This window comes from Gelidibacter salicanalis (genome assembly GCF_007997285.1).
Taxonomy (GTDB): domain Bacteria; phylum Bacteroidota; class Bacteroidia; order Flavobacteriales; family Flavobacteriaceae; genus Gelidibacter; species Gelidibacter salicanalis.
Genome location: NZ_VORX01000008.1, coordinates 57,175 through 79,918, shown reverse-complemented (window position 1 = coordinate 79,918; position 22,744 = coordinate 57,175). Strand labels below are relative to the sequence as shown.

17 protein-coding genes are annotated in these 22,744 nt (G+C 38.1%); 8 read left to right on the top strand and 9 right to left on the bottom strand.

Features of this window, described 5'->3' with window-relative positions:
* Positions 1-69 precede the first annotated feature (69 nt).
* Both ES711_RS14305 and ES711_RS14300 read left to right on the top strand, forming a co-directional pair.
* A complete protein-coding gene (locus ES711_RS14305) occupies positions 70-2,829 on the top strand; it encodes a putative LPS assembly protein LptD (protein ID WP_146893985.1) in 2,760 nt (919 codons plus the stop codon).
* A 61-nt stretch (positions 2,830-2,890) separates the two neighbouring features.
* The gene (locus ES711_RS14300) at positions 2,891-3,271 is read left to right on the top strand and encodes a Rid family detoxifying hydrolase (RefSeq protein WP_146893984.1); all 381 of its coding nucleotides are present in this window, start codon (positions 2,891-2,893) and stop codon (positions 3,269-3,271) included.
* 88 nt (positions 3,272-3,359) lie between these two features.
* On the opposite strand, the gene ES711_RS14295 is transcribed toward ES711_RS14300, so the two are convergent.
* From ES711_RS14295 to ES711_RS14280, 4 genes are all read right to left on the bottom strand, one after another.
* Entirely contained in the window at positions 3,360-4,223 is an 864-nt protein-coding gene (locus tag ES711_RS14295) for a BadF/BadG/BcrA/BcrD ATPase family protein (protein WP_146893983.1), read from the bottom strand.
* A gap of 78 nt (positions 4,224-4,301) precedes the next feature.
* A complete protein-coding gene (gene gap / locus ES711_RS14290) occupies positions 4,302-5,303 on the bottom strand; it encodes a type I glyceraldehyde-3-phosphate dehydrogenase (protein WP_146893982.1) in 1,002 nt (333 codons plus the stop codon).
* Positions 5,304-5,387: 84 nt separating this feature from the next.
* Positions 5,388-6,374, bottom strand: a complete 987-nt coding sequence (gene pfkA / locus ES711_RS14285; protein WP_146893981.1) for a 6-phosphofructokinase — start codon at positions 6,372-6,374, stop codon at positions 5,388-5,390.
* A gap of 136 nt (positions 6,375-6,510) precedes the next feature.
* Positions 6,511-10,914, bottom strand: a complete 4,404-nt coding sequence (locus tag ES711_RS14280) for a translocation/assembly module TamB domain-containing protein (protein ID WP_246139206.1) — start codon at positions 10,912-10,914, stop codon at positions 6,511-6,513.
* 109 nt (positions 10,915-11,023) lie between these two features.
* On the opposite strand from ES711_RS14280, the gene tsaD reads away from it, so the two are divergent.
* The 6 genes from tsaD to ES711_RS14250 all read left to right on the top strand — a co-directional run bounded on the left by tsaD (position 11,024) and on the right by ES711_RS14250 (position 16,663).
* On the top strand, positions 11,024-12,046 hold the full coding sequence (gene tsaD, locus ES711_RS14275) for a tRNA (adenosine(37)-N6)-threonylcarbamoyltransferase complex transferase subunit TsaD (protein WP_146893980.1): 1,023 nt from the start codon (positions 11,024-11,026) through the stop codon (positions 12,044-12,046).
* A 14-nt stretch (positions 12,047-12,060) separates the two neighbouring features.
* A complete protein-coding gene (locus ES711_RS14270) occupies positions 12,061-12,765 on the top strand; it encodes a 16S rRNA (uracil(1498)-N(3))-methyltransferase (RefSeq protein ID WP_146893979.1) in 705 nt (234 codons plus the stop codon).
* 208 nt (positions 12,766-12,973) lie between these two features.
* Positions 12,974-13,618, top strand: a complete 645-nt coding sequence (locus ES711_RS14265; RefSeq protein ID WP_146894029.1) for a DUF4159 domain-containing protein — start codon at positions 12,974-12,976, stop codon at positions 13,616-13,618.
* Between the two features lie 39 nt (positions 13,619-13,657).
* A complete protein-coding gene (locus ES711_RS14260) occupies positions 13,658-14,272 on the top strand; it encodes a TrmH family RNA methyltransferase (RefSeq protein ID WP_317129877.1) in 615 nt (204 codons plus the stop codon).
* A gap of 85 nt (positions 14,273-14,357) precedes the next feature.
* Entirely contained in the window at positions 14,358-15,446 is a 1,089-nt protein-coding gene (locus tag ES711_RS14255) for an AI-2E family transporter (protein ID WP_146893978.1), read from the top strand.
* A gap of 35 nt (positions 15,447-15,481) precedes the next feature.
* Positions 15,482-16,663: a class I SAM-dependent methyltransferase gene (locus ES711_RS14250; RefSeq protein WP_146893977.1), complete on the top strand. Its 1,182-nt coding sequence runs from the start codon at positions 15,482-15,484 to the stop codon at positions 16,661-16,663.
* A 97-nt stretch (positions 16,664-16,760) separates the two neighbouring features.
* Here ES711_RS14250 and ES711_RS16300 read toward each other — a convergent pair whose 3' ends face one another.
* From ES711_RS16300 to ES711_RS14230, 5 genes are all read right to left on the bottom strand, one after another.
* Entirely contained in the window at positions 16,761-16,898 is a 138-nt protein-coding gene (locus ES711_RS16300; protein WP_170245278.1) for a hypothetical protein, read from the bottom strand.
* A gap of 66 nt (positions 16,899-16,964) precedes the next feature.
* Complete coding sequence (gene pdeM / locus ES711_RS14245) at positions 16,965-17,615, bottom strand: ligase-associated DNA damage response endonuclease PdeM (RefSeq protein WP_146893976.1); 651 nt, start codon at positions 17,613-17,615, stop codon at positions 16,965-16,967.
* Positions 17,612-20,074, bottom strand: coding sequence for a ligase-associated DNA damage response DEXH box helicase (locus ES711_RS14240; RefSeq protein WP_262713428.1), 2,463 nt, complete (start codon positions 20,072-20,074; stop codon positions 17,612-17,614). The genes pdeM and ES711_RS14240 overlap by 4 nt, the downstream gene beginning before the upstream one ends.
* Positions 20,071-21,663, bottom strand: coding sequence for an ATP-dependent DNA ligase (locus tag ES711_RS14235; RefSeq protein ID WP_146893975.1), 1,593 nt, complete (start codon positions 21,661-21,663; stop codon positions 20,071-20,073). Before ES711_RS14235 ends, ES711_RS14240 begins: the two co-directional genes overlap by 4 nt.
* Positions 21,660-22,682 carry a ligase-associated DNA damage response exonuclease gene (locus ES711_RS14230; RefSeq protein WP_146893974.1) on the bottom strand — a complete coding sequence of 341 codons (1,023 nt, stop codon included), beginning with the start codon at positions 22,680-22,682 and terminating at the stop codon, positions 21,660-21,662. Before ES711_RS14230 ends, ES711_RS14235 begins: the two co-directional genes overlap by 4 nt.
* Positions 22,683-22,744 lie beyond the last annotated feature (62 nt).

Genomic DNA, 22,744 nt, shown 5'->3' with positions numbered 1-22,744 from the left:
AAAACTCGGGTTATTTTAATTTTAAATTTTAAATGAATAATAATTAATCACAAAAAAATATATGTAATTTTGACTTTTCAAAAACCGAGCCATACTTTTACAAAAATACACTTAAAAGCATTGCATACAAATAGCTTTCATATTCTTTTTTTTCTGAGTTTTACAGTGTTTGTTAACACTTTGGGGTTCGCTCAAGATATTCCTAAAACACAAACACCGATCCTTCCAAAAACAGAAAAAGATTCTATGAGGGTGACTATAGATGTTGATTCTTTACTAAAACCCACGGCCAATCTTAAAGAAACGGATTCCATAGTACAAGATACACTTCCTAAGAAAAAAGAATTCTTAACCGATGTGGTTAATTACAAGGCGCTAGGCTATGTTACCCTTAATCAGAAGCTGAAACAGACCACCTTATATGATCAGGCTGAAGTCAATTACCAGGACATGGCCATCAAATCAGGCATCATTGTCATAGATCATAATAAAAATTTGGTTTATGCCGGTCGTTTAAAAGATTCTGCAGGGGTGTATTCTCAGGCGCCAACTTTTAAACAAGGGGCGAATTTGGTAGAACCTGATTCCATCATCTTTAATACAGAAACCAAAAAAGCCTTAATCTTTAATTCGAGAACCGAACAAAGTGGTGGTTACATTATCGCCGATATCACCAAAAAGGAAAACGACTCCGTCTATTTTATCAATCGTGGAAAATTTACGACTTCAGAAAATGAGGAAGATCCGGAATTTTATTTTTTGATGCGAAAGGCCAAAATTGTTCCTAACAAAAAAGTAGTGACGGGCTTGACCAATATGTACATCTATAATGTGCCAACGCCCATTGGATTGCCTTTTGCCTATTTTCCGTTGACCAAGAAACAAACCTCAGGCATCCTCTTCCCTAGTTTTGGACAGGATAGCAGGCGTGGGTACAATTTACAAAATGGAGGTTACTATTTTGCCATTAGTGATTATGTAGATTTGGCGGCCTATGCCGATTATTATACGAATGGTAGTTACGGTTTTAGAACGGAGAGCAGTTACGCTATACGTTATAAATTTAGAGGAAACTTTGGGTTCAGATATGAAAATCTAATCAATAGCGAACGCGGATTTCCAGACTATTCAAAATCGTCAATTTACAATTTGCGATGGTCACATTCCCAAGATTCCAAAGCGAATCCCAGCTCCCGTTTTTCTGCGTCCGTCAACTTAGGAAGCAGTAAATATTATCAGGAGTCTGTGAACCAGATTAACGCTTCTAATTTTTTAAACAACACCCTGTCCTCTTCCGTTTCCTATGCCAAGTCTTTTACTGGAGAGCCGCAAGTGAACATGAGCGTTACCGCCACCCACTCCCAAAATACCCGTACCCAGCAAATAGACATGACTTTGCCTACCTTTCAAGGAAGTGTGAGTAGAGTGTTCCCCTTCGCGCCTAAAGTGGGCACCAAAAAAGGTTTAATTGATAATATCAACTTTCAATATAACATCAACGCCCAAAACCGGATCAGTACTAACGATTCACTGTTCTTTAAAAAGGAAATGTTTGATGATGCCCGTATTGGTTTACAACAAACGATTCCGCTCTCTACCAACTTTAAGGTGTTCAAATACTTTAGTGTGAGTGCCAATACTAATTTTGAAGAAAATTGGACGTTAAACACCGTTCGTAAATATTACGACCAAGAAGCCAATGAGGTTTTAACTGAAGATTTATCTGGGTTTGACAGTTTTAGAACCTATAATTTTAGCACCAGTGTAGGAACCACGGTTTATGGGATGTTCAATTTGGACAAAAAAGGGAAAGACACCAAAATCAAGGCCATCAGACATATTATGAGGCCTTCCATCAGTTATAACATCAATCCCTCTTTTGACGAATATTATGATTCGTTCGATTATATTACCGCTAATGGCGATATTACCAGAGCAGAATACAGCCGATTTGAAGAATCACTTTACGGAGCGCCAAACAAGAGTTTTTCAAGTTCCTTAGGCTTGAGTTTAGGAAACAATATTGAAGCAAAAGTAAGAGACCGCGATTCGACAAAAACCGAACCTAAAAAAATTATTTTATTAAACAACCTCAACTTTTCGACCTCCTATAATTTTGCGGGCGATTCATTACAATGGAGCCCAGTCAGGGTGTCTGGAGGAACGCAGTTTTTTGACAATAAAATGAGCGTCAATTTTGGAATGACTTTAGATCCGTATGCCTTAGATAACAACAACCGTCGGGTGGATCAATACAACATCACAAATGGTGGTAGCTTGTTCCGTATGACCTCTGCCAGCATGAATTTGAGCTACAGCTTGAGCAGCACCAGTTTTTCAGGCAAGGAAGAACCGGATCAGCGCGCCATTGACGAATCGATTAGAAGTGGAGGTCGCGCGGATGATCTGTTCGGGAAGCCTCAAGACTTTTCTGATGATCGTTTAGGTGATGAAATGGATGAGAAGGACGAAGTAGCATCTGAATTTTATAATTTTTCCATTCCTTGGAGTTTACGGATTGCCTATGCTGTTAACTATTCCAACAACACCAGACAGAACGAAATTTCTTCCAATTCCCTTATGTTTTCAGGCGATGTTGACTTGTCACCACGTTGGACGGTGGGAGTCTCTTCAGGTTACGATTTTAAAAATCAAGGATTCACCTATACCCAATTGCGTTTTGAGCGGGACTTAATGAGCTGGCGTATGAATTTTAGCTGGATCCCTTTTAGTGAGCGTAGTTCTTGGAACTTCTTTATCGGTATTAAATCAAGTTTATTAAAGGATATTAAATACGATAAACGCCGCGAACCAGACCAACGTTTGTAACTTTGTAAAAGCACAGTGCATGCATTATATTGCATCTAAGAACTTATAAAATATAGTCATTATGAAAAAAATCATCAATACACCTCATGCTCCTGCGCCTATCGGTCCTTACAACCAAGCAGTTTTAACTGGGAATACCTTATATACTTCAGGACAGATCGCTTTTGATCCGACAACCAATGAGTTGGTTCTGGACACTATCGCTAGCGAAACCAAGCAGGTGATGGAGAATTTAAAAGCTGTTTTGCAAGCTGCGGATATGACTTTTGAAAACGTGATTAAATCCTCTATTTTTATAAGTGACATGAACAACTTTGGTCAGATCAACGACGTATATGGCACTTATTTTAATTCAGAAACCGCACCGGCAAGAGAAACAGTAGAAGTGGCGAACCTGCCAAAATTTGTGAATGTTGAAATTAGCATGATTGCTGTAAAGTAAATATTACAGAATCAAAACTATAAAAAAAGCAGTGTCCCCATTCGGAACACTGCTTTATGTTTTTTTCACTTTTAATGAAACTCAATAATTAGTTCAGTTTTTTAGTGTGATATGCGACTAAACCTTCAATAGGTCGACGCACAAAATTTCCTGTGGTAAAGCCCATTTCCTCAGCGACCTCTTTAATTTGCTTTTTAGCAAAAAAGGCAATTGAACCGGCAAAATGTACCGGGGCGGTTTTAATTTCTTCCTTATACTGAAAAATCATGTTTTTGGTAAAAAGACGAATACCCTCCTTAATCATTTCTTGAATGTATGTTGAATCGATATTCAAGAACATAAATTCTGCAAAACTGGCGAGATAAGCGTTTGGGCTTGGATTTTTGTACAGGTTGTATTTGATATAATCCGCATCCATATTAAATTTATCCGCGAAAGAAACTTTAATTGTTTCCGGCATATGATTAAAATAAAAGTCACGTATCATTTGTTTGCCGTAATAATTGCCAGAAGCGTCATCCATTAAGGTGTAACCTAAGGATTGTACGCGTTGGTCTATAGCTGAACCATCGTAGTAACTACAGTTGGATCCCGTTCCTAATATACAGACAATCGCTGCTTCATCATCATGATTTAAGGTTGCTCTTACGGCCGCCATGGTGTCTTCAGTAACCTCAACTTGGGCGTGGATGAAAATATCTTCCAAAACACGTTTTAAAAGGAGTCTCGGATTTTCAGTTCCGCATCCGGCACCATAAAAGAAAATATGGGTGACGTCGCGTTTGTTCATCATCAACTCTTCACTTTTGCGAATGATTTTGTAGAGTTTTTTTTCTTTTAGAATTTCAGGATTCAGACCACTGGTGCGAATTTTTTCCTGAATTTGTTTGCCACTACTGTCTACTGAAATCCAATCGCATTTTGTAGAACCACTGTCAACTATTAATATCATATGTGTATAGAATAAGAAAATCCGTATAAGTTAAGCTACACAATAAAAGCAAATCTTATACGGATTTTAGTGAGTTAGTTAGATTGAGTGAATGTGTTCTGCCAATTCAACCAACTTGGTAGAATATGCAAATTCGTTATCATACCAACCTACAACTTTAAAAAATCTTGAGTTCAGCTCGATGGATGCGTCGGCATCAAATACGCAGGTATTGGTTTCTCCCACAAAATCTTGAGACACTACCAATTCTTCAGTATAACCTACCACACCTTTCATATCGCCTTCTGAAGCATCTTTAAATGCTTTTTTAATTTCTTCTAAAGACGTTTCCTTAACTGTTCTTACCGTTAAATCGACAACGGATACATCAGCTGTTGGTACACGGAACGCCATCCCTGTTAATTTCCCTTCTAATTTAGGAATCACCTTACCTACAGCTTTAGCCGCTCCAGTAGATGCAGGAATAATGTTCATAAGTGCACTTCTACCGCCTCTAAAATCTTTTTTAGCAGGACCGTCAACCGTCAATTGGGTTGCAGTGGTAGCATGAACTGTGGTCATTAACGCTTCTTCAATACCAAAGTTGTCATCAATAATTTTTGCCATTGGTGCCAAACAGTTTGTTGTACATGATGCGTTAGAAACGATCAAGTCAGACGCTTTGACTTCTTTATGGTTTACGCCCATTACAAACATTGGCGCGTCTTTACTTGGTGCAGAAATAACAACTTTCTTGGCGCCTGCTTCAATATGATAATGTGCAGATTCCATGGTGGTGAAAATTCCTGTACAATCTGCTACGACGTCTGCTCCTACTTCATCCCATTTTAAGTTGCGTGGATCTCTTTCAGCAGTAACGCGGATTGTTTTCCCATCAACTACTAAATGTCCGTCTTTCACTTCAATTTCTCCGTCAAATCTGCCGTGTACAGAATCGTATTTTAACAAGTAGGCTAAATGCTCTACTTCCAGCAAATCATTGATAGCTACGATATCTACATTTGGTTTTTTTAATGTTGCTCTAAAAACGATTCTTCCAATTCTTCCGAAACCGTTAATTCCTAATTTTAAGTTTGACATATTCTTTCTGTTATTTATTACTATTATTAATTATGTGATTGCGCCAGGCAAATTATAAATTGACCCGTTATAAATTGTCTTAAATTAAGTAGACATAATTTCTGAAACGCGCAATAACTCTCTATTTATTTGTGATTTTCCTTTAACTGCTTGCTCTAATGGGGTTAAGATCATTTTACCGTCACTAAGACCCACCATAACACTGGATTTTCCTTCCAGCAAACTCTCTACAGCTTTAACGCCCATTCTACTCGCCAACACCCTATCAAAACACGATGGAGGACCACCACGCTGCATATGACCTAATACTGAAACTCTCACGTCGTATTCGTCTAAATTGGTTTCAACGTAATCTTTCAATTCAAAAACATTTTTACCAATTTTGTCACCTTCAGCAACCACCACAATACTTGATGATTTCCCTGAGCGCTTACTGCGTTGGAGGGATTCCAACAAACGTTCCAGTCCTAGATTTTCTTCCGGAATTAAAATCTCCTCTGCTCCTGCTCCAATGCCTGCATTTAATGCAATATGACCCACGTCACGCCCCATAACTTCTACAAAAAATAAGCGGTTATGTGAACTGGCGGTATCTCTAATTTTATCAATACATTCTACTACGGTGTTTAGAGCCGTATCAAAACCTAAGGTGTGAGAGGTGCCAAAGATATCATTATCAATCGTACCTGGAATTCCAATAACTGGAAAATCGAATTCTTGGTTAAAAATCAGTCCGCCATTAAACGACCCATCTCCACCAATAACCACAAGTGCATCTACTCCTGCATTCTTTAATTTTTGATGGGCAATTTTGCGTCCTTCCGGTGTTCTGAAATCTTTAGAACGCGCTGATTTTAATATGGTACCGCCTTTATTGACAATATCTTTTACGCTACGTGCGTCCATATCCTTAAAATCGCCATCCATAACACCTTCATAGCCGCGATAAATTCCCACACATTTGACATTATGATATGCACAGGTTCGGACTACGGAACGAATGGCTGCATTCATTCCCGGAGAATCGCCTCCAGAAGTCATCACCCCAATTTTTTTTATACTGTTTGACATTTATTTTTTGTTAGGAAAGTAAAACTACTAAACATATATTATAATAAAGGTAGCATTTATCATATTTTGAGTAGTGGACTTAAATTCAATCGTTTTCGTTAATAACTATCTGCAAATTGTTGTTAAAATCGGACCGTTATAAATTGTCTTCGTCCTCTTTGGCTTTCATTTTGATATACTCCACGAGTGGCTCTTCTTCTCTCAAGGCTGCTTTTTCTTCCTCAAGAGCATCTTCTTTCTTTTTATTCTTGCCCGAAAAGATGATGCGAAGTAATTCTCTAAACGTGTCAAATTCGACATTATAGGATAATCCTACCCCTTGCGTGTACCCTATTTCTTCACCAAAATTTCGGATGTTATTTTCCCGATTAAAGAATTTTGCTGATAATGTACCATCTTCATTCAATAAAAGCTCTATTTCGGCATCGCCAGCAATTACAGTTTCATTAACCCCTCCTATGGGTACTCCAACTTTACCATTAAAGAGTACGCGGTCGCTAATTTTAGTGCTTAAAGTTAACCCTAAGCGGTCATCGGTTCTATAGTCCGGCGTTTGTTCCCCTGCTTGAAAATTAAGCCCAAATTTAAGTTTATCATCATCACTGGACAATAGACCATTAAACAGACTATTCACACGGTCCGCAATAGTCCCGTAGGCCTGTTGTCCTAAACTGATTTCGCTGGCAAAAGATCCGGTGGCCAATAAAAACAAAGCCTGATTTTCTCTACTTTCCTTGGTTTCCAGACGGTATTCCAATTCTGATCTCACGGTGGAACTCGCATTGGGAAAAGTCACTGCGAAGTCTGGCGTTGGTTGCTCCAATTGCCCGGTCAGACTAATTTCTACATTTACGGGAATACTTCTATTAATTGGATTATCCAATAATATGGACGGATTGGCTTCGGTTTTGTAAATCGCTTTAAGATTGATTTGAGCTTTTAAGGCATCACCTTCCCAAATGATACTACCGCCAGGCTCAACCTCCAAATCTTTTTGAATTAAGCCTCCATAAGAGAAATTGTAAATTCCTTTAAAGACGGAGAAATCGCCCCACATTTTGAATTTACCATTAGTGTTGATCTCAAATAATAAGTTGCCCTCACCACTACCTTGAATGGTGCTCCCAGAATTTCTATCGATAACAATTTCAATATCTGCATTCTGGTTGACGTCTAAATCAAACTTAAGTTCCAGGCCTTTAACCTGGGTTTCCGTAATCACTTCCCCTCGTAATCGGGCAGCTTTTTCCTCAGGACTTAAAAAATGAATGTAAGAGTTATCCCCAAAGCTTTCCACATCGTTTAAAGGAATTTTAAAAACGGTGCCTTCTGAGGTGCTGCCATCCACGGTAATCACTAACTGATCCGTTGGTCCGAAAATACTGGCGGTCCCGTTCATAAATGCGGTGCCGTAATATAAGGCATCTTCAGCATCATCCGTATTTAAAACCAGTAATCGGTTGGTATCAATATTCAATCCTAGCTTCCAATCTGAGAAGTTCTGATGAGACATATAGCCGTTTAAGGTGGCTTTTGAGAAGAATTCTGAATCGGTTAGCACCACGTCATTCATGATAAAACGTTGTTCTTTTAAGGTGACTTCCGTATCAAAATCAAATTCATAATTGACATTTAAATACGGGATGGCCATCCCTGCGTTATCTAAAATTAATTTCCCTTCAATTTGTGGTTTCTTAAGCTCGCCGGAAACTTCTACATGTCCAGAGGCCAGCCCGCGAATCTTGTTGATGACATCAGCACCAAACACATTTAAGGGTTCTAAATCGAATTCATCAAAATCAATACTTAAATCGATGCTGGAATTATTGGCACTCACATCAATATTCCCAACGGCCTGCAAGGATTTCAAGTTGTCGTTCCGTAAAAATAAATCGACTTCATAGTTTGTAAGGGATTGATTCCCCACAATATCTGCTTTCAGATCACCAATCAAATATTCATTTAATTTGAATTTATCTATTGTAACGTTAGAATTGGGAACATACACCCCGTTCTGTTGGAGCACATCTAAATTACCATTAACAATGCCACCAAAGGAAAGACTGTCTAAGGTTGGGGTAATCTTATTTAAATTGACATCATTGAAGCGCAGCTTGATGTCTTTATAGGTGGAATCCCTCAACGCGCCCGCTAAAAGGATTTCTTCATCCTCATGACTGAACGTGATGTCAGAAATGTTGAATTCCTTCAATCCTCTGTCAAAAGCAACTTTATTCAATTGATTTTTCTCTTCGTTGATAAACCATTTATTGTCTTTCAGATGAATATCAGATTTTTTAAATCCAACTACTGATTTGTTGTCTTGGTCAATAGTGTAAAACAAACTTAAATTGAAATGGTCTTTATTTAAGGTGCCGCCGTCAAACTCAGATTTGATGAATAAGGTGTCTCTAACGGTCACATTAATCAGACTGAATTTTGAAATGTTATAGAATTTCGTATTAATGGAATCGACTTCTATAAAGGTGTTATAAAGCGGGTTATTATTGTCAATAGTAACTTCAATATTATTGGCAAAATAATTTAGTAATTTTATTTGAGGCGAATTAAACTTTAAATCGAAACCCTTTTCATCACTCTCAATCCGTCCTTTAAGAGAGGTGTTTTTACCCAGTTCCAAATCATGATAAAACACTTCTACAATCTTGTTATAGATGGTAAAATCGAAATTCATGTACTGTTCCGACATCACTTTATGCGGGATGTAATTGGTATAAATACTGCCTATGGAGTTTTCGACCAATTTTCCAATATCTTTAAACTTGAAAATACCACTAACGGTACCCTGTACAATATCTGGAGAATTGATTTCTATAATACGCTCCCGTTCTTCAAAACGCGAAACAATCTCAAAATCATCAAAGTGGTAATAATCGTGTTCGTTAATGTAAGTGGTATTGGTAAACGTCAGTTTACCGTAAGCGTCATCAATGTTTGAGCCATCCATGTCCATGGCGATTGTGCCCATAAAAACCGACATACTATCCTTTTGGGCAAAATTCAATTCCTTTAAGTTGGCGTATTCGACATCTGCTTTAAAATCGAGTGAATTTACCGTTTTTGATAGGTCTGCTAAGCCACTAAATCTGAATTTAAAATTCTCGTCGTGGGACACCAAATTACCGTTAAACACCTTGTTACCCAGTTTTCCCGCAACATCAAGATTTTTATAATTGTAGTTGTTGTAATTGATGCTAAAAACCTGACCTTTAACGTTCGTCTTCAAATTCTCTAGGGTAAAACCCTTCCCGTCCACATCAACGTTAAAACTGGTTTCTTTAACCTTAGGATCGTTTAAAAGTTCGCCAATATTAAAGTTTTCTACAATGATGTTTCCTTTGTAGCTGGCATTGTCAATATCATTAAAACGCAAGAGATCTAACTTTGATTCTATATGGCCTAATGCCGTATTAATTTTTAAATCAGCAAAGATATCTGTAGAGGTGATTTTTGTTCTACCGTATACCGTAAAACCTCCCAATTTGGAAAACACGCTCGGAATAGATGCTCCCAAAACATTGGGCATTAAAGATTTTAAATCGTAATAATTTGAAGAAAGGTTACTGAAATCACCCTCCATAACAAATGAGTTGCTTTCCGGATTAAACAAGTTTTTAAAGTTGATATCACCATAAATCTTTGTTTGACTGCTGGTGTTGAGTCGGAGATTGTTCATATTGAGATCATTCAAGGTCCCGGTCAGATTGACATTAAAGGTGGCGTGATCATCACTACTAAATTCATTGTAAAAGGTATTCAGCTCATTCAGCATCACATCAGAATCTTTAAAACTGGCAACAATCTCTACTTTGTTGGTAAAGTCTATAAAATCTTCTCGATTGTATTTAAACGTTAATTCCCCATTTAGGAAGGACTTGGGTGTTTTGATGGAAAGGTTGGCAAAAGTCATGTACTCTAAGGTGTACTCAAAGTCCGTTACCATATTCTGAATGGTCAAGCCCCTACTGTCCCTAAAGGTAAGCGTATTGATACGGGCACTTACATCACTGCCATTAATTAAAAAGTTGGTAGCATTGAGATTAAGTTGGTTAAATTCAAGAAGTTTTGGGTTTTCTTTATTGTCATTAATCATTCTAAATACACTATTGTAAATAGAAACATCACTGGATGACAAGAGAAACTCACTAGTTTTGGACGGATTATCTTGAACAAATTTCGCTACAAACACGTCTAAATTGGTCTCCTCTTCCCCTAAATAAGTGCGCACATTAAAGGTTAAACCCTGAACATCAATATCCCCAAAAACTAATTTCCCACTTATAAGGTTTCTATAGCTTCTTATAGACGTATTCAACTCGTTGATACCAATTAACGTATCCTGCTTAAAATCTTCAATGAAAATTCCTTTGAGTTCCACATCGCCGTTGAGTTGTAGGGCGACTTTATTGATATAAATATGGGTGCCATAGGTGTCATTAATACGCTGCGTGACTTTTTTTCCTAGAAAAGTTTGAACTGGTGGAATAGAAAGAATCAGCACCAAAATGATGAATAGCAATAGGATTATTGCTACAATTTTAGATGCTATTTTTAAAAGTTTTTTGATACGTTTTAAAAGTTATAACTTTGAAGCCAAAATTAACAATTATTGTGCCTAATTCTTACTAATGGCGATACAAAATATTTATATTCTTGCGATTGAGTCTTCCTGCGATGATACTGCTGCTTCCGTGATGCTTAACGGCAAAATATTGAGCAATGTTGTTGCGGGACAAAGTATTCATGAAGCCTATGGTGGTGTGGTGCCAGAACTGGCTTCACGTGCCCATCAACAAAATATTGTACCTGTTGTAGATCAGGCCTTAAAGAAGGCCAATGTGGACAAAAATCAACTCAATGCCGTTGCCTTTACACGTGGTCCCGGATTAATGGGCTCGTTGTTGGTTGGTACTTCTTTTGCGAAATCGTTGGCCTACGGACTCGGCATTCCCCTAATTGACGTCAACCACATGCAAGCACATATTTTGGCGCATTTTATAGATGAGGAAGGATTTGAAAAACCTCCATTTCCATTTTTGGCCATGACCATTTCTGGTGGACATACTCAAATTGTACGAGTGAACTCCCATTTCGACATGGAGGTCATTGGGGAAACCATTGATGATGCGGTAGGTGAAGCTTTTGACAAAAGTGGCAAACTATTGGGACTGGGTTATCCTGCAGGTCCAGAAATTGACCGACGTGCCAAACTGGGCAATCCAAAAGCCTTTAAATTCACCAAGCCTAAAGTTGACGGCCTAAATTTCAGTTTTTCAGGATTAAAAACCGCTATTCTTTATTTTATTCAAAAGGAAATCAAAGCGAATCCGAATTTTATTGAAGAACATTTAAACGATATCTGTGCCTCCATTCAATACACCATCATCGGAATTTTGATGGACAAATTGAAGCTTGCCACCAAGGCAACTGGTCTTACTCACATTGCGATTGGGGGTGGTGTTTCAGCTAATACCGGCATTAGACAGGCACTTAAAAATGGTGAAGCAAAATTTGGATGGACCACCTATGTGCCTAAGTTTGAGTTTACGACAGACAATGCGGCAATGATTGCCATTGTGGGTTATCTGAAGTATTTAGAACAAGATTTTGCAGAACAGAGTGTAACCGCTTCCTCACGTTTAAAAATTTAAATTACTCAGATGCCATGCAACTGTTCTACAATCCCACCATCACCGAAACAACAACTGAAATCGCCTTTTTAAAGGATGAAAGCAGGCATATCGTGAAAGTCCTTCGTAAAAGTACTGGCGATCAACTTCAAATTACCAATGGTCAGGGAGGGTTTTTTATTGCAGAAATCACTAGTGCAGACCTGAAAAACTGTCGAGCAACGATTTTATCCAAAACATATGAAGCGCCCCGCCCTTACAAAATTCATCTGGCAGTTGCGCCTACAAAGATGAACGATCGTTATGAATGGTTTTTGGAAAAAGCCACGGAACTTGGCGTGGATACCATTACCCCAATTATTTGTGACCATAGTGAGCGTAAAGTGATAAAGAATGACCGATTTGAAAAAATTTTGCAATCGGCCATGAAGCAATCGTTGCAGAATTATTTACCAGAACTTCAGGAAGCAATTCCGTTTTCTGAATTTATAGCGCAAGATTTTGAAGGTCAAAAATTTATTGCCCATTGTGAGGAGACGGATCGCAAATCTTTAAAGATGGTACTAAAGCCGCAACAGGATGTGCTTATTTTAATTGGTCCCGAAGGCGATTTTAGTGTCAAGGAAATTAGTTCTGCTCTATCCAAAGGGTTTCAACCGGTAACGCTTGGAAACACCCGATTACGAACCGAAACAGCTGCAGTTGTAGCTTGCCATAGCGTTGTGTATGCCAATGAATAAAAAGATAATATAAAGCGTTATAATAGATTTATAATGAGCGTATTACTACGATAATAAAATCTCATAAAGCTCAAATTAATTACATGTTGTATGGTATTTGAAACATTATATAATTATGATTTTAATAACTTATAAATAGATCTGTAATCGCCCTATTCCTTATTTTTATTTCTATTTTTGAAGTATGACACGCAACAGAACCTTATCCATGCACTTCTTCTTAGTATTTGTTTTTGGATTGTGTACCACACATTCCATAATTGCGCAGGATATTGCCGTTCTGAAATATAAAGGTGGTGGAGATTGGTATGCTAATCCTACAGCCTTACCCAATTTAATTGCATTTTGCAACGCCAATATCAATACTAAGATCAATTCCAAACCACAGACCGTAGAAGTTGATAGTCCTGATATTTTTCAGTATCCTTTACTTCATATGACCGGACATGGCAATGTATTTTTTAGCGAAACAGATGCAGAAAATTTGAGAAATTACCTTATCAGCGGTGGTTTTTTACATATTGATGACAACTACGGGATGGAACCCTATATTGTGAAAGAACTTAAAAAAGTATTCCCAAATAAGGAGTTGATTGAGTTACCCAAAACCCATCCGATCTTTAAAGCCCCCTATAAATTTCCAGAAGGTCTTCCTAAAATACATGAGCACGATGGCAAGAGGCCGCAAGCCTTTGGCATTTTCGAAAACGAGCGTTTAATACTCTTATTTACCTATGAAAGTGATTTAGGCAATGGTTGGGAAGATGCAGAAGTACATAACGACCCTGTTGAAGTGAGAGAGAAAGCCCTAAAAATGGGAGCTAATATTGTGAATTATGTATTTATAAATTGATCGTCATGCACTTTTGTACCGATGCAATTCCTTTAGTTTGTGAAAAATATTGAATATCACTTTCTCAGTTCAAAAATAACCAATCAAAAATCACCAATCAACAATCAAAAATCATCAATCAAAAATCATCAATCAACAATCCCCAACCCCATGCAACTCACCCACTACACTTCCAAATTCGCTGCTAAGACATTTCCTATAATAATCGTCTGTGAAAATGTGACAAACGCAGCAAATATTGGAAGTTTATTCCGCAGCGCTGATGCTTTCGGGATTGAGAAAATCATCTTTTGTGGAAGTTCGATTCCGTTGGGGAGGAAAATGACCAAAACCTCTCGATCTACTGAAAAGTATGTGCCCTATGAAACCCACGACGATAGTTCTGAAATCCTCCTGAAACTTAAAACAGCTGGTTATCATATGGTAGCTCTTGAAATTACCGAAATAAGCCAACCACTTCATACTGCTAGGTTTGATAAAAAAAAGCCGATAGTATTATTGGTTGGCGATGAAAATTTCGGGATTTCAGAGTTCTGTTTAACATTGGCAGATCAGGTTTTGCACATTTCTATGTTTGGACAAAATAGCAGCATGAATGTCACACAGGCCACCAGTATTGCCTTGTATGAAATAACCAGGCAACTCACTGATTAGAGAATTGATGCGAATTTTTTAGTATTATTTCGAAAACCGTTAAAGTTTCTTGCAACTGCAACCTAAATTTGGCTAAATTTAAAACATGAAATCGAACGCTATCTCTAAAGGGCTTTTAAAAACCTTGGCCATTGTATTTGGCATTATAATCTTTGCTTATATTCTTTATCAAATACAGTCCCTTATTCTATACTTATTTATTGCTGGTGTTATTTCATTGATTTTCAGACCAGTGGTTTATTTTCTCAAAAATAGATTGCGTCTTGGCAAAAACCTTTCGGCATTTATCACCTTGCTCATTATAGGTGGCCTTTTCACTTTAATTTTGTGGATTTTTGTTCCTATTATTTTAGAGCAAAGCAAAAACATCTCTGAAATTGATTTTGAGATGGTAAAAACCGATTTAAATGAATTGAATATTCAGGCCAGTGAATATCTTGGCGTAGAGAAAATCAATATTATCGAAGCCATTAAACGTACAGATACAGTCAAAAATTTCGATTCAGAGATTGTAGAAAGTTTTGTGGATATTTTTGTCAATAATATTACTGCTTTCATTGTCGGTCTATTCTCAGTGTTATTCATATCGTTCTTTTTATTAAAAGATGAGCGCATGATTTCCAATGCCGTCGCTGTGTTCGCCGAAGAAGGGAAAGAACGACGGTTTATTAGAGTCTTGGATAAAGTTAAGGAATTGCTATCGCGTTACTTTATTGGTTTGATGATTCAAACCACCATTATGGCCATATTTTACCTTGTTTTACTGATGTTTATTGATGTTAAAAATGCCTTGGCGATAGCAATTATTTGCGCATTTCTTAATATTGTACCCTATTTAGGACCGTTATTAGGTGGCGTAGTGATGATTTTGGTGGTGGTGTCTAACAATTTGGGTGCCGATTTTTCGTCAGATTTACTACCGCTTCTTGTAAAGGTTTTGATTGGTGTTGGGATTGCACAGCTTATTGACAATTTAGTATCCCAACCCATCATTTTTAGCCATAGCGTGCGTTCCCATCCCTTAGAAGTCTTTATCGTTATTATTTGTGGCGGTCTTCTCTTCAGCATCCCTGGAATGATTATGGCGGTACCTGTCTACACAACACTCAAGGTGATTTCTAAAGAATTTTTATCTGAATATAAAATTGTCAAGCATTTGACCAAGGACCTCTAATTACTTTTTGATATTTTCGCTTCAAATTGATTGTCATGAACGTTGCTATCTTAACTCCTGAAGTCCAAGATTTCATTAATGGTCATCTTAAAACAGATGCTACTACGCTAATTCTAAAAGGTGTGCCTTTTAATGAGGTGACGGTTCAGGAAGTGGTAGAGCAAATTGAAGCCAAATCAAAATCAGAAAAAAAGCTGCCAACTTGGTTTCAGCAGCCTAACATATACTTCCCTAATAAATTAAATATTGAGCAGACCTCTTCAGAAGTTACAGCACATTACAAATCGAAATTAATTAACGGGAAAACGCTGATTGATCTTACAGGAGGTTTTGGTGTAGACGCCTTTTATTTTGCAAAACACTTTAAAAAAGTTACACATTGCGAATGGAATAGCGACCTAAGCACCATAGTTCGGCATAATTATGAACAATTAGAGGTCTCAAATATTACCTGCATTTGTGACGATGGACTTTCTTATCTTCAGAGTTCACAAACTACTTTTGATTGGATTTATGTTGATCCCTCAAGACGTCATGACAGCAAAGGGAAAGTGTTTTTTTTAAACGATTGTGTGCCAAATATTCCAGAGCATTTAGTGAAGCTTTGGAGCCATTCTAAAAACATCATGATTAAAACCTCACCTTTATTAGATCTTACGGTGGGTTTAAGTGAATTGAAATTTGTGAAAAAAATTCACGTGGTTGCGGTGAATAATGAAGTCAAGGAATTGCTATGGATATTAGAATACGGCTTTACTGGGGAAATAGAAATAAAAACGATCAATATCAAATCTCAACTGGTAGAGCACTTTGATTTTTTTATGAATCAGGAACCTGCCGCAGAAGATCATTTCAACAAACCATTAGACTTCCTTTATGAGCCTAATGCAGCAATCCTAAAATCGGGAGGCTTTAATATTCTTACGAGCGTCTTAAGCGTTTCTAAATTGCACAAACATTCACATTTATACACCAGTGAACATCTTTTAAATTTCCCAGGTAGAGCTTTCGAAATACTTAAAGTGATACCTTACAACAAGAAGCAGGTGAAGGGTTTAAAAATTGCGAAAGCAAACATCACCACACGGAATTTTCCTGAAACGGTTCAAAATATCCGAAATAATTTTAAGATTAAGGATGGTGGGGATCAGTACCTGTTTTTTACCACCAATATGAACAATGAAAAAATAGTAATTATCGCTAACAAGGTGCTATAAAACAGATCAAGCTGAATTAAAATGACCATGTGATGACACAAGACACTTAATTCAGCTGACTATATTATTAAGTTAACGGGTTTAAGGCAGTTAGGTCTTAAAACATATTGAATACTGGACCTAGGAGTACATAAATTATGATAAAAACTACTATGGTTCCAATACAACCACATTTTCCACCACCAACTTTTTTTGCTCCCCATCCTGCTAGAAGCGCTCTAAATATATTTTTCATCTTTATAAATTTTAAGAATTAAATATACTGCAAAATTCGATTGACGTGTAACGCATTAAAAAAAATTTATAGCGCAAACAATGATTTTGCCGTAAAACCATAACACACTGCATAATCTACGGTGCGTTTGGTATTCAATCCCGTAAATTCACTGAATGCGGGCAAGATTAAACGCTGCTCTGAGACTTCAAAGCACGGCAGTTTAATAAAAACTTTACCTCTGCCCTTAATGGTCACTCCTGGATGTGTATGTCCGGATATACAGAACATATCCGCATCGCAATGCTGTTCATCGTGAACAAATCTGACCTCATCTATGTCTTTATGAGTTTTAAAAACCGCAATGTTCATGGTTTGATAAAAAGCATCCTTAAAACGGTCGTGATTGCCTTTTATGAGTTCAAAGGAAACACTTGAATTCGCTTGCATAAACCTTTGGAATTGATCGATATCCGTGTTGTTTTCAGCATGAAATAAATCGCCCACAATCAAAATATGTCGCACAACAAAATGGTCGATCAGCGTTTGTAAACGGTGTAAATCACTATCGAGAACTGCTGACGGAATGGCTATCCCTGCTTTTCTAAAATGTGCAGTTTTACCGATGTGCAGATCAGACACTACTAAGGTTTCATGCTCTTTCCAATAGAGTGCGCGCTGGTTGGTAAGGGTAAAAATGGTATGCCTAACAGTAATATCTTTGGTAATAATGGTCATATCTGGATTTCCTTCATCACGTCATCACGAATACGTCTGATGCGCGCATCCAGATCTTCACTGGTAAGCGATTGACGTAAACTATCCACTTTTATAGGGAAACTTAAAGGTGTGAAAGATTTTGCAAATTTAAGAATAAGTTTGCTTTTAGAGATCCGTTCAAATGCTTCTTTTAAACGTACTTCCTCTAATTGCTGATTAAAAACTTCCGTATAGGCTTGTCGCAATAATAAATTTTGAGGTTCATAATCTTCCAAAACTCTAAAGATAAGTCCTGAAGACGATTGTAAGCTTTTGTTATTTTTCCGATTGCCGGGTTGACTTTGCACAACGAGTCCTGAAATGACTGCAATGTCACGGAATTTTCGTGAAGCCATTTCTGAGGCATTGATGCTGCCAATGACATCTTCCATCAAATTTTCCTTTGACAAAATTGTTTTTATACTGTGTTCATCAATGGGAATGGATTGATCACTTAACAATTCAAAACCGTAATCATTCATTGCGATGGTAAAGGTCAACGGTTTAATCAAGCTCAAACGATAGGCGATTAATGCCGCCATCACTTCGTGAACCAAACGGCCTTCAAAGGGATACATGAATACATGGTGTCCATCTTTGGTTTCAATCAGTTCAATTAAAAACTCGTCTTTTTTAGGAATGTGCGAATGCTTCTCTTGTTGTGAAATCAGCGGATATAAAAATTTGAGTTCCTTTTCCGTGGTTTTAGGATGTAAGGACTCAGACAGTTTTTCGCGCAGATAATGACTCAAGTACGAAGATAAGGGCAAACGTCCACCCAACCAACTCGGCGTTATTGCTGATTTTCGTTTGCTGCGTTTTACTAAAACCGTCATGTCCTTTATGGTTACAATTTCTAGAACGCGTCCGGCTAAAATAAAATGATCATTGGGTTTTAATTTCGAAATAAAATATTCTTCTACCATCCCAATATAGCCTCCGGAGAAAAATTTAACTTTCAACATAGCATCGCTAACGATGGCACCAATATTCATGCGGTGCAACATGGCAATGCGTCTACTTTTTACTTTGTATAAACCATCCTCATCATCAATAATGACTTTATGGTATTCCTCATATGATTTTAAGGTATTTCCACCTTCGGTGATAAAATGTAAGGCCCAATGCCAATCCTCTTCGGTCATATAATGAAAGGCATGCACCTTTTGGATGGCCGTGAACAATTCTGTCTCATTAAAGCCTTCACCAACCGCTAAAGACACCATATATTGGATCAACACATCAAAGGTAAGCACCATGGGTTCTCTTGCTTCAATACGTTTGTCTTTTACCGCTTGCTTAAGCGCTGCCGCCTCAATCAGTTCTAACGAATGGGTGGGCACAAAATAGATTTTTGAAGTTTCATACGGCGAATGGCCACTACGACCTGCGCGTTGCATAAATCGGGCAATGCCTTTAGGCGATCCAATTTGGATGACGCAATCTACAGGTTTAAAATCGACCCCCAAATCTAAGGACGATGTGCAAACAACAGCCCTTAAAAGTCCGTCAGAAATAGCATCTTCAATCCAATTCCGCAACTCAGCATCAATAGAGCCGTGATGAATGGCAATTTGACCCGCCAAATCGGGTTCAATTTTTAATATCTGTTGATACCAAATCTCCGACTGATTTCGGGTATTCGTAAAGATGAGTGTGGTATTGTTTTCATAAATAATGGGTATTATTTTAGCGGCCATTTTAACGCCCATATGCCCTGCCCAAGGCAAGACTTCAATTTCATCTGGTAAGACAGTAACGATTTCAATCTTCTTTTTTTCTTTGGCTACAATGCGTTTTGTTTTGATATGCTCATAAGGAATCAAGACCTTTTGTGCTTCATCAAGATTGCCAATGGTCGCGGTGATGCCGTAAATCTGTAGTCTTGGTGAGAGCGTCAACAATCGTGATACCGCCAATTCCGTTAACACCCCGCGTTTGGAACCTAAAAGTTCGTGCCATTCATCAATAGCAATACAATTAAGGGTTTTAAAGAATCGAGAATTGTTTTTTTGGGTAAATAAAATGTGAAGTGTTTCAGGTGTCGTCAACAACACATCTGGCATTAAACGTTCCTGACGTCGACGGTCCTTTTGCGGAGTATCGCCATTTCTGACCTCAACTTCCCAGTCCAAACCAATTTCTTCCACAGCAATGGTCATAGCTTTGGCCAAATCTTTTGCTAAGGAGCGCAACGGACTCACCCATAACAGTTTCATGCCTTTTTTATAGACTTCCGGTTGGTTTAAATAATCAATAACAACGGCTAAAAACACTGAAAATGTTTTCCCAAATCCCGTTGGGGCTACTACCATCCCGCTATAACCATTATGGTATTGGTTCCAGGTTTGCAACTGAAAATCGAACGGCTTCTGCCCTTTCTCATGCATCCAATCAACAATGATCTGATAGCCTGGGGAGTCTTGAACGTTTTTCAAATTGGATTGGTGATTAAGAGTTTTACTTGTTCAATGGTATCTATCTCCTCTACTGATTTATCACGACGCCATTTTAAGATGCGGGGAAACCGCAAGGCTACGCCAGATTTATGGCGATTGCTAAACGCAATCCCTTCAAAAGCGATTTCAAACACGAGCTCTGGTTTAACCGTTCGTACAGGACCAAATTTTTCAATGGCATTTTTATTGACGAATCTTGAAATTTCTGTGATTTCTTTATCAGTTAACCCCGAATAGGCTTTCGCTACGGTCACTAACCCGTCATCTTTTTTAACTGCAAAGGTATAATCAGTATACTTGCTACTGCGCCGGCCACTCCCCTTTTGCGCGTAAATCATCACAGCATCAATGGTTAGCGGATCTACTTTCCATTTCCACCAATCGCCTTTCTTTCTGCCGGTATGGTACGGCGAATTTTTCTGCTTTAGCATCAAGCCCTCGCTATTAAATTCTCGAGCTCTATTGCGAATAGCATCCAATTCATTCCAATCTGTAAACTCTATAATTTCTGATATCACTAAGGTATCATGGGCGCTATTCGAACTTAGTAATTGTTCTAACAACTGACGTCGGTACTGCAAAGGTTGTGTTCGGATATCATCACCATTCCATTCCAAAATATCATATACATAAAATCCGACCGGCACCTCCTCAAGCATCTTTTTACTGATATTTTTCCGGTTGAGACGTTTTTGTAAATCGTTAAATAAAAGTACAGCGTTATCCTTGAGTGCCAAAATTTCACCGTCAATAACAAAGTCCTCCTTAAAGTTTTGTAAAATGGTGACGAGTTCAGGAAATTGACTTGTTACCAATTCTTCACCTCTAGACCAGATAAAGATTTCATCGTTGCGTTTTACGATTTGGCCTCTAATGCCGTCCCACTTATATTCCACTTGCCACTCCTCAGGTTGTCCCAATTCTGACAATTCTTTTTCTAAGGAATAGGCTAAGCAAAACGGATAAGGTTTGGAATTGTCATAATTAATATGCTCCCCATTAACGAGGTCGTCAAAGCTTATGGTATCCATATCCCAATGACCAATAATACTATGCATCAGCTGATTGGCATCTATACCTGAATATTTTGATAACGCATTCACTAAGGTTTTCTTGGACACCCCAATCCTAAAACTTCCTCCAATAAGCTTATTAAAAATCAGACGTTCTTGCATTTGCAATCCTGACCAAGCATGAAGCACATAGGCTTTTTTTTCTGCATCAGATTTTGGCTTAAGCGCTTTTAGTTCGGTCATCCAATCGCTTAACGTTTTATCGATATGATGAGTGGGATCAGGCAACATTAAGGCAATAGTCTCGCCTAAGTCGCCGACACTGCTATAACTTTCTAAAAACAACCATTCCGGAAGACCTGTAATTTCTAGGCACCATTGTCGCATAAGCGTTGTTTTTACGGGACGCGGTGGACGTTTACCCGTGAATAAAGTGATTAGCCATAATTTATCCTTTTCCGGTGCTATCTTCAGATAATCGACCAAGGCATCAATTTTTGCATTGGTTTTATTGGTGATTTCAATGGCGCTAATAAGGTCAGAAAAATGTTTCATTGGCTAGAGGTTTTATCTGTAATTAGTTCTACCTCTTCCTCTTCCGTGCCGTATTCTGTTTTCACTTCTGCAGATGGAATCCCTATTTCATTTAAATATTTGGAGAATGTGGCTTGGCTACCATGGGTAACATACACTTTTTCAGCTTCGGTAGCTTTCACTGCGGATAGAAGCCCATTCCAATCGGCGTGATCACTAACGGCGAAACCGGCATCTACGGCTTGCCAACGTCTATTTCCTCTAATTTGCATCCAGCCGGAGCAAATAGCAGTAGCGGCATTAGGGATTTTTTTGATTAATTTTGATCCTAATAATCCTGGTGGTAGAATGACTATTCTATTCTGTACGTCCTCTTTCTTAAAATCGTAGATTAAAAGTTCCGTTTCCGGAAGTGGAATGCCTGAATCCTGAATAGCGGTATTCAAATTGTGGATGGCCGAGTGCACAAACATTTTATCCACCCCTTCCATAAGTTTCATCAGACGCTGCGCTTTCCCCAGAGAATATCCTAAAAATACACTCGTTCTGTTATGTGCTTGATTTCTCTGCACCCAGTCGTGCATCTGTTGTTGCAATTGCGCTTCACTCAACCAATTGTAAATGGGAAGACCAAAGGTGCTTTCAGTAATAAATTCGTGACATTTGATAGGTTCAAACGGAACGGTGATATAGTCATTTTTCACTTTATAATCGCCAGTAAATACGACCACAAAACCTTTATATTCCAATCGGATTTGTGCTGATCCAATCACATGTCCAGCTGGAAAGAAACTCACCTCAACCCCATTGATCATTCTAGGCTCATTATAGTTTAAGGATTCCACGTGGATATCCGCACCCAACCGATGTTTTAAAATGGCTTTAGAATCTGTTTGACATAAGTAAAACTTATTCCCGCGACGCGCGTGATCAGCATGACCGTGTGAGATTATGGCATGGTCAACCGGTAACCACGGATCTAAATAAAATTTTCCGGGTATGCAATAAATACCTTTTTTGGTGAATTTAATCAGTTTCAACTGTGCTGTATTAGGCTAGAAATTATTAAAAACTCGAACCGAAGTTCGAGTATGAGTAGTTG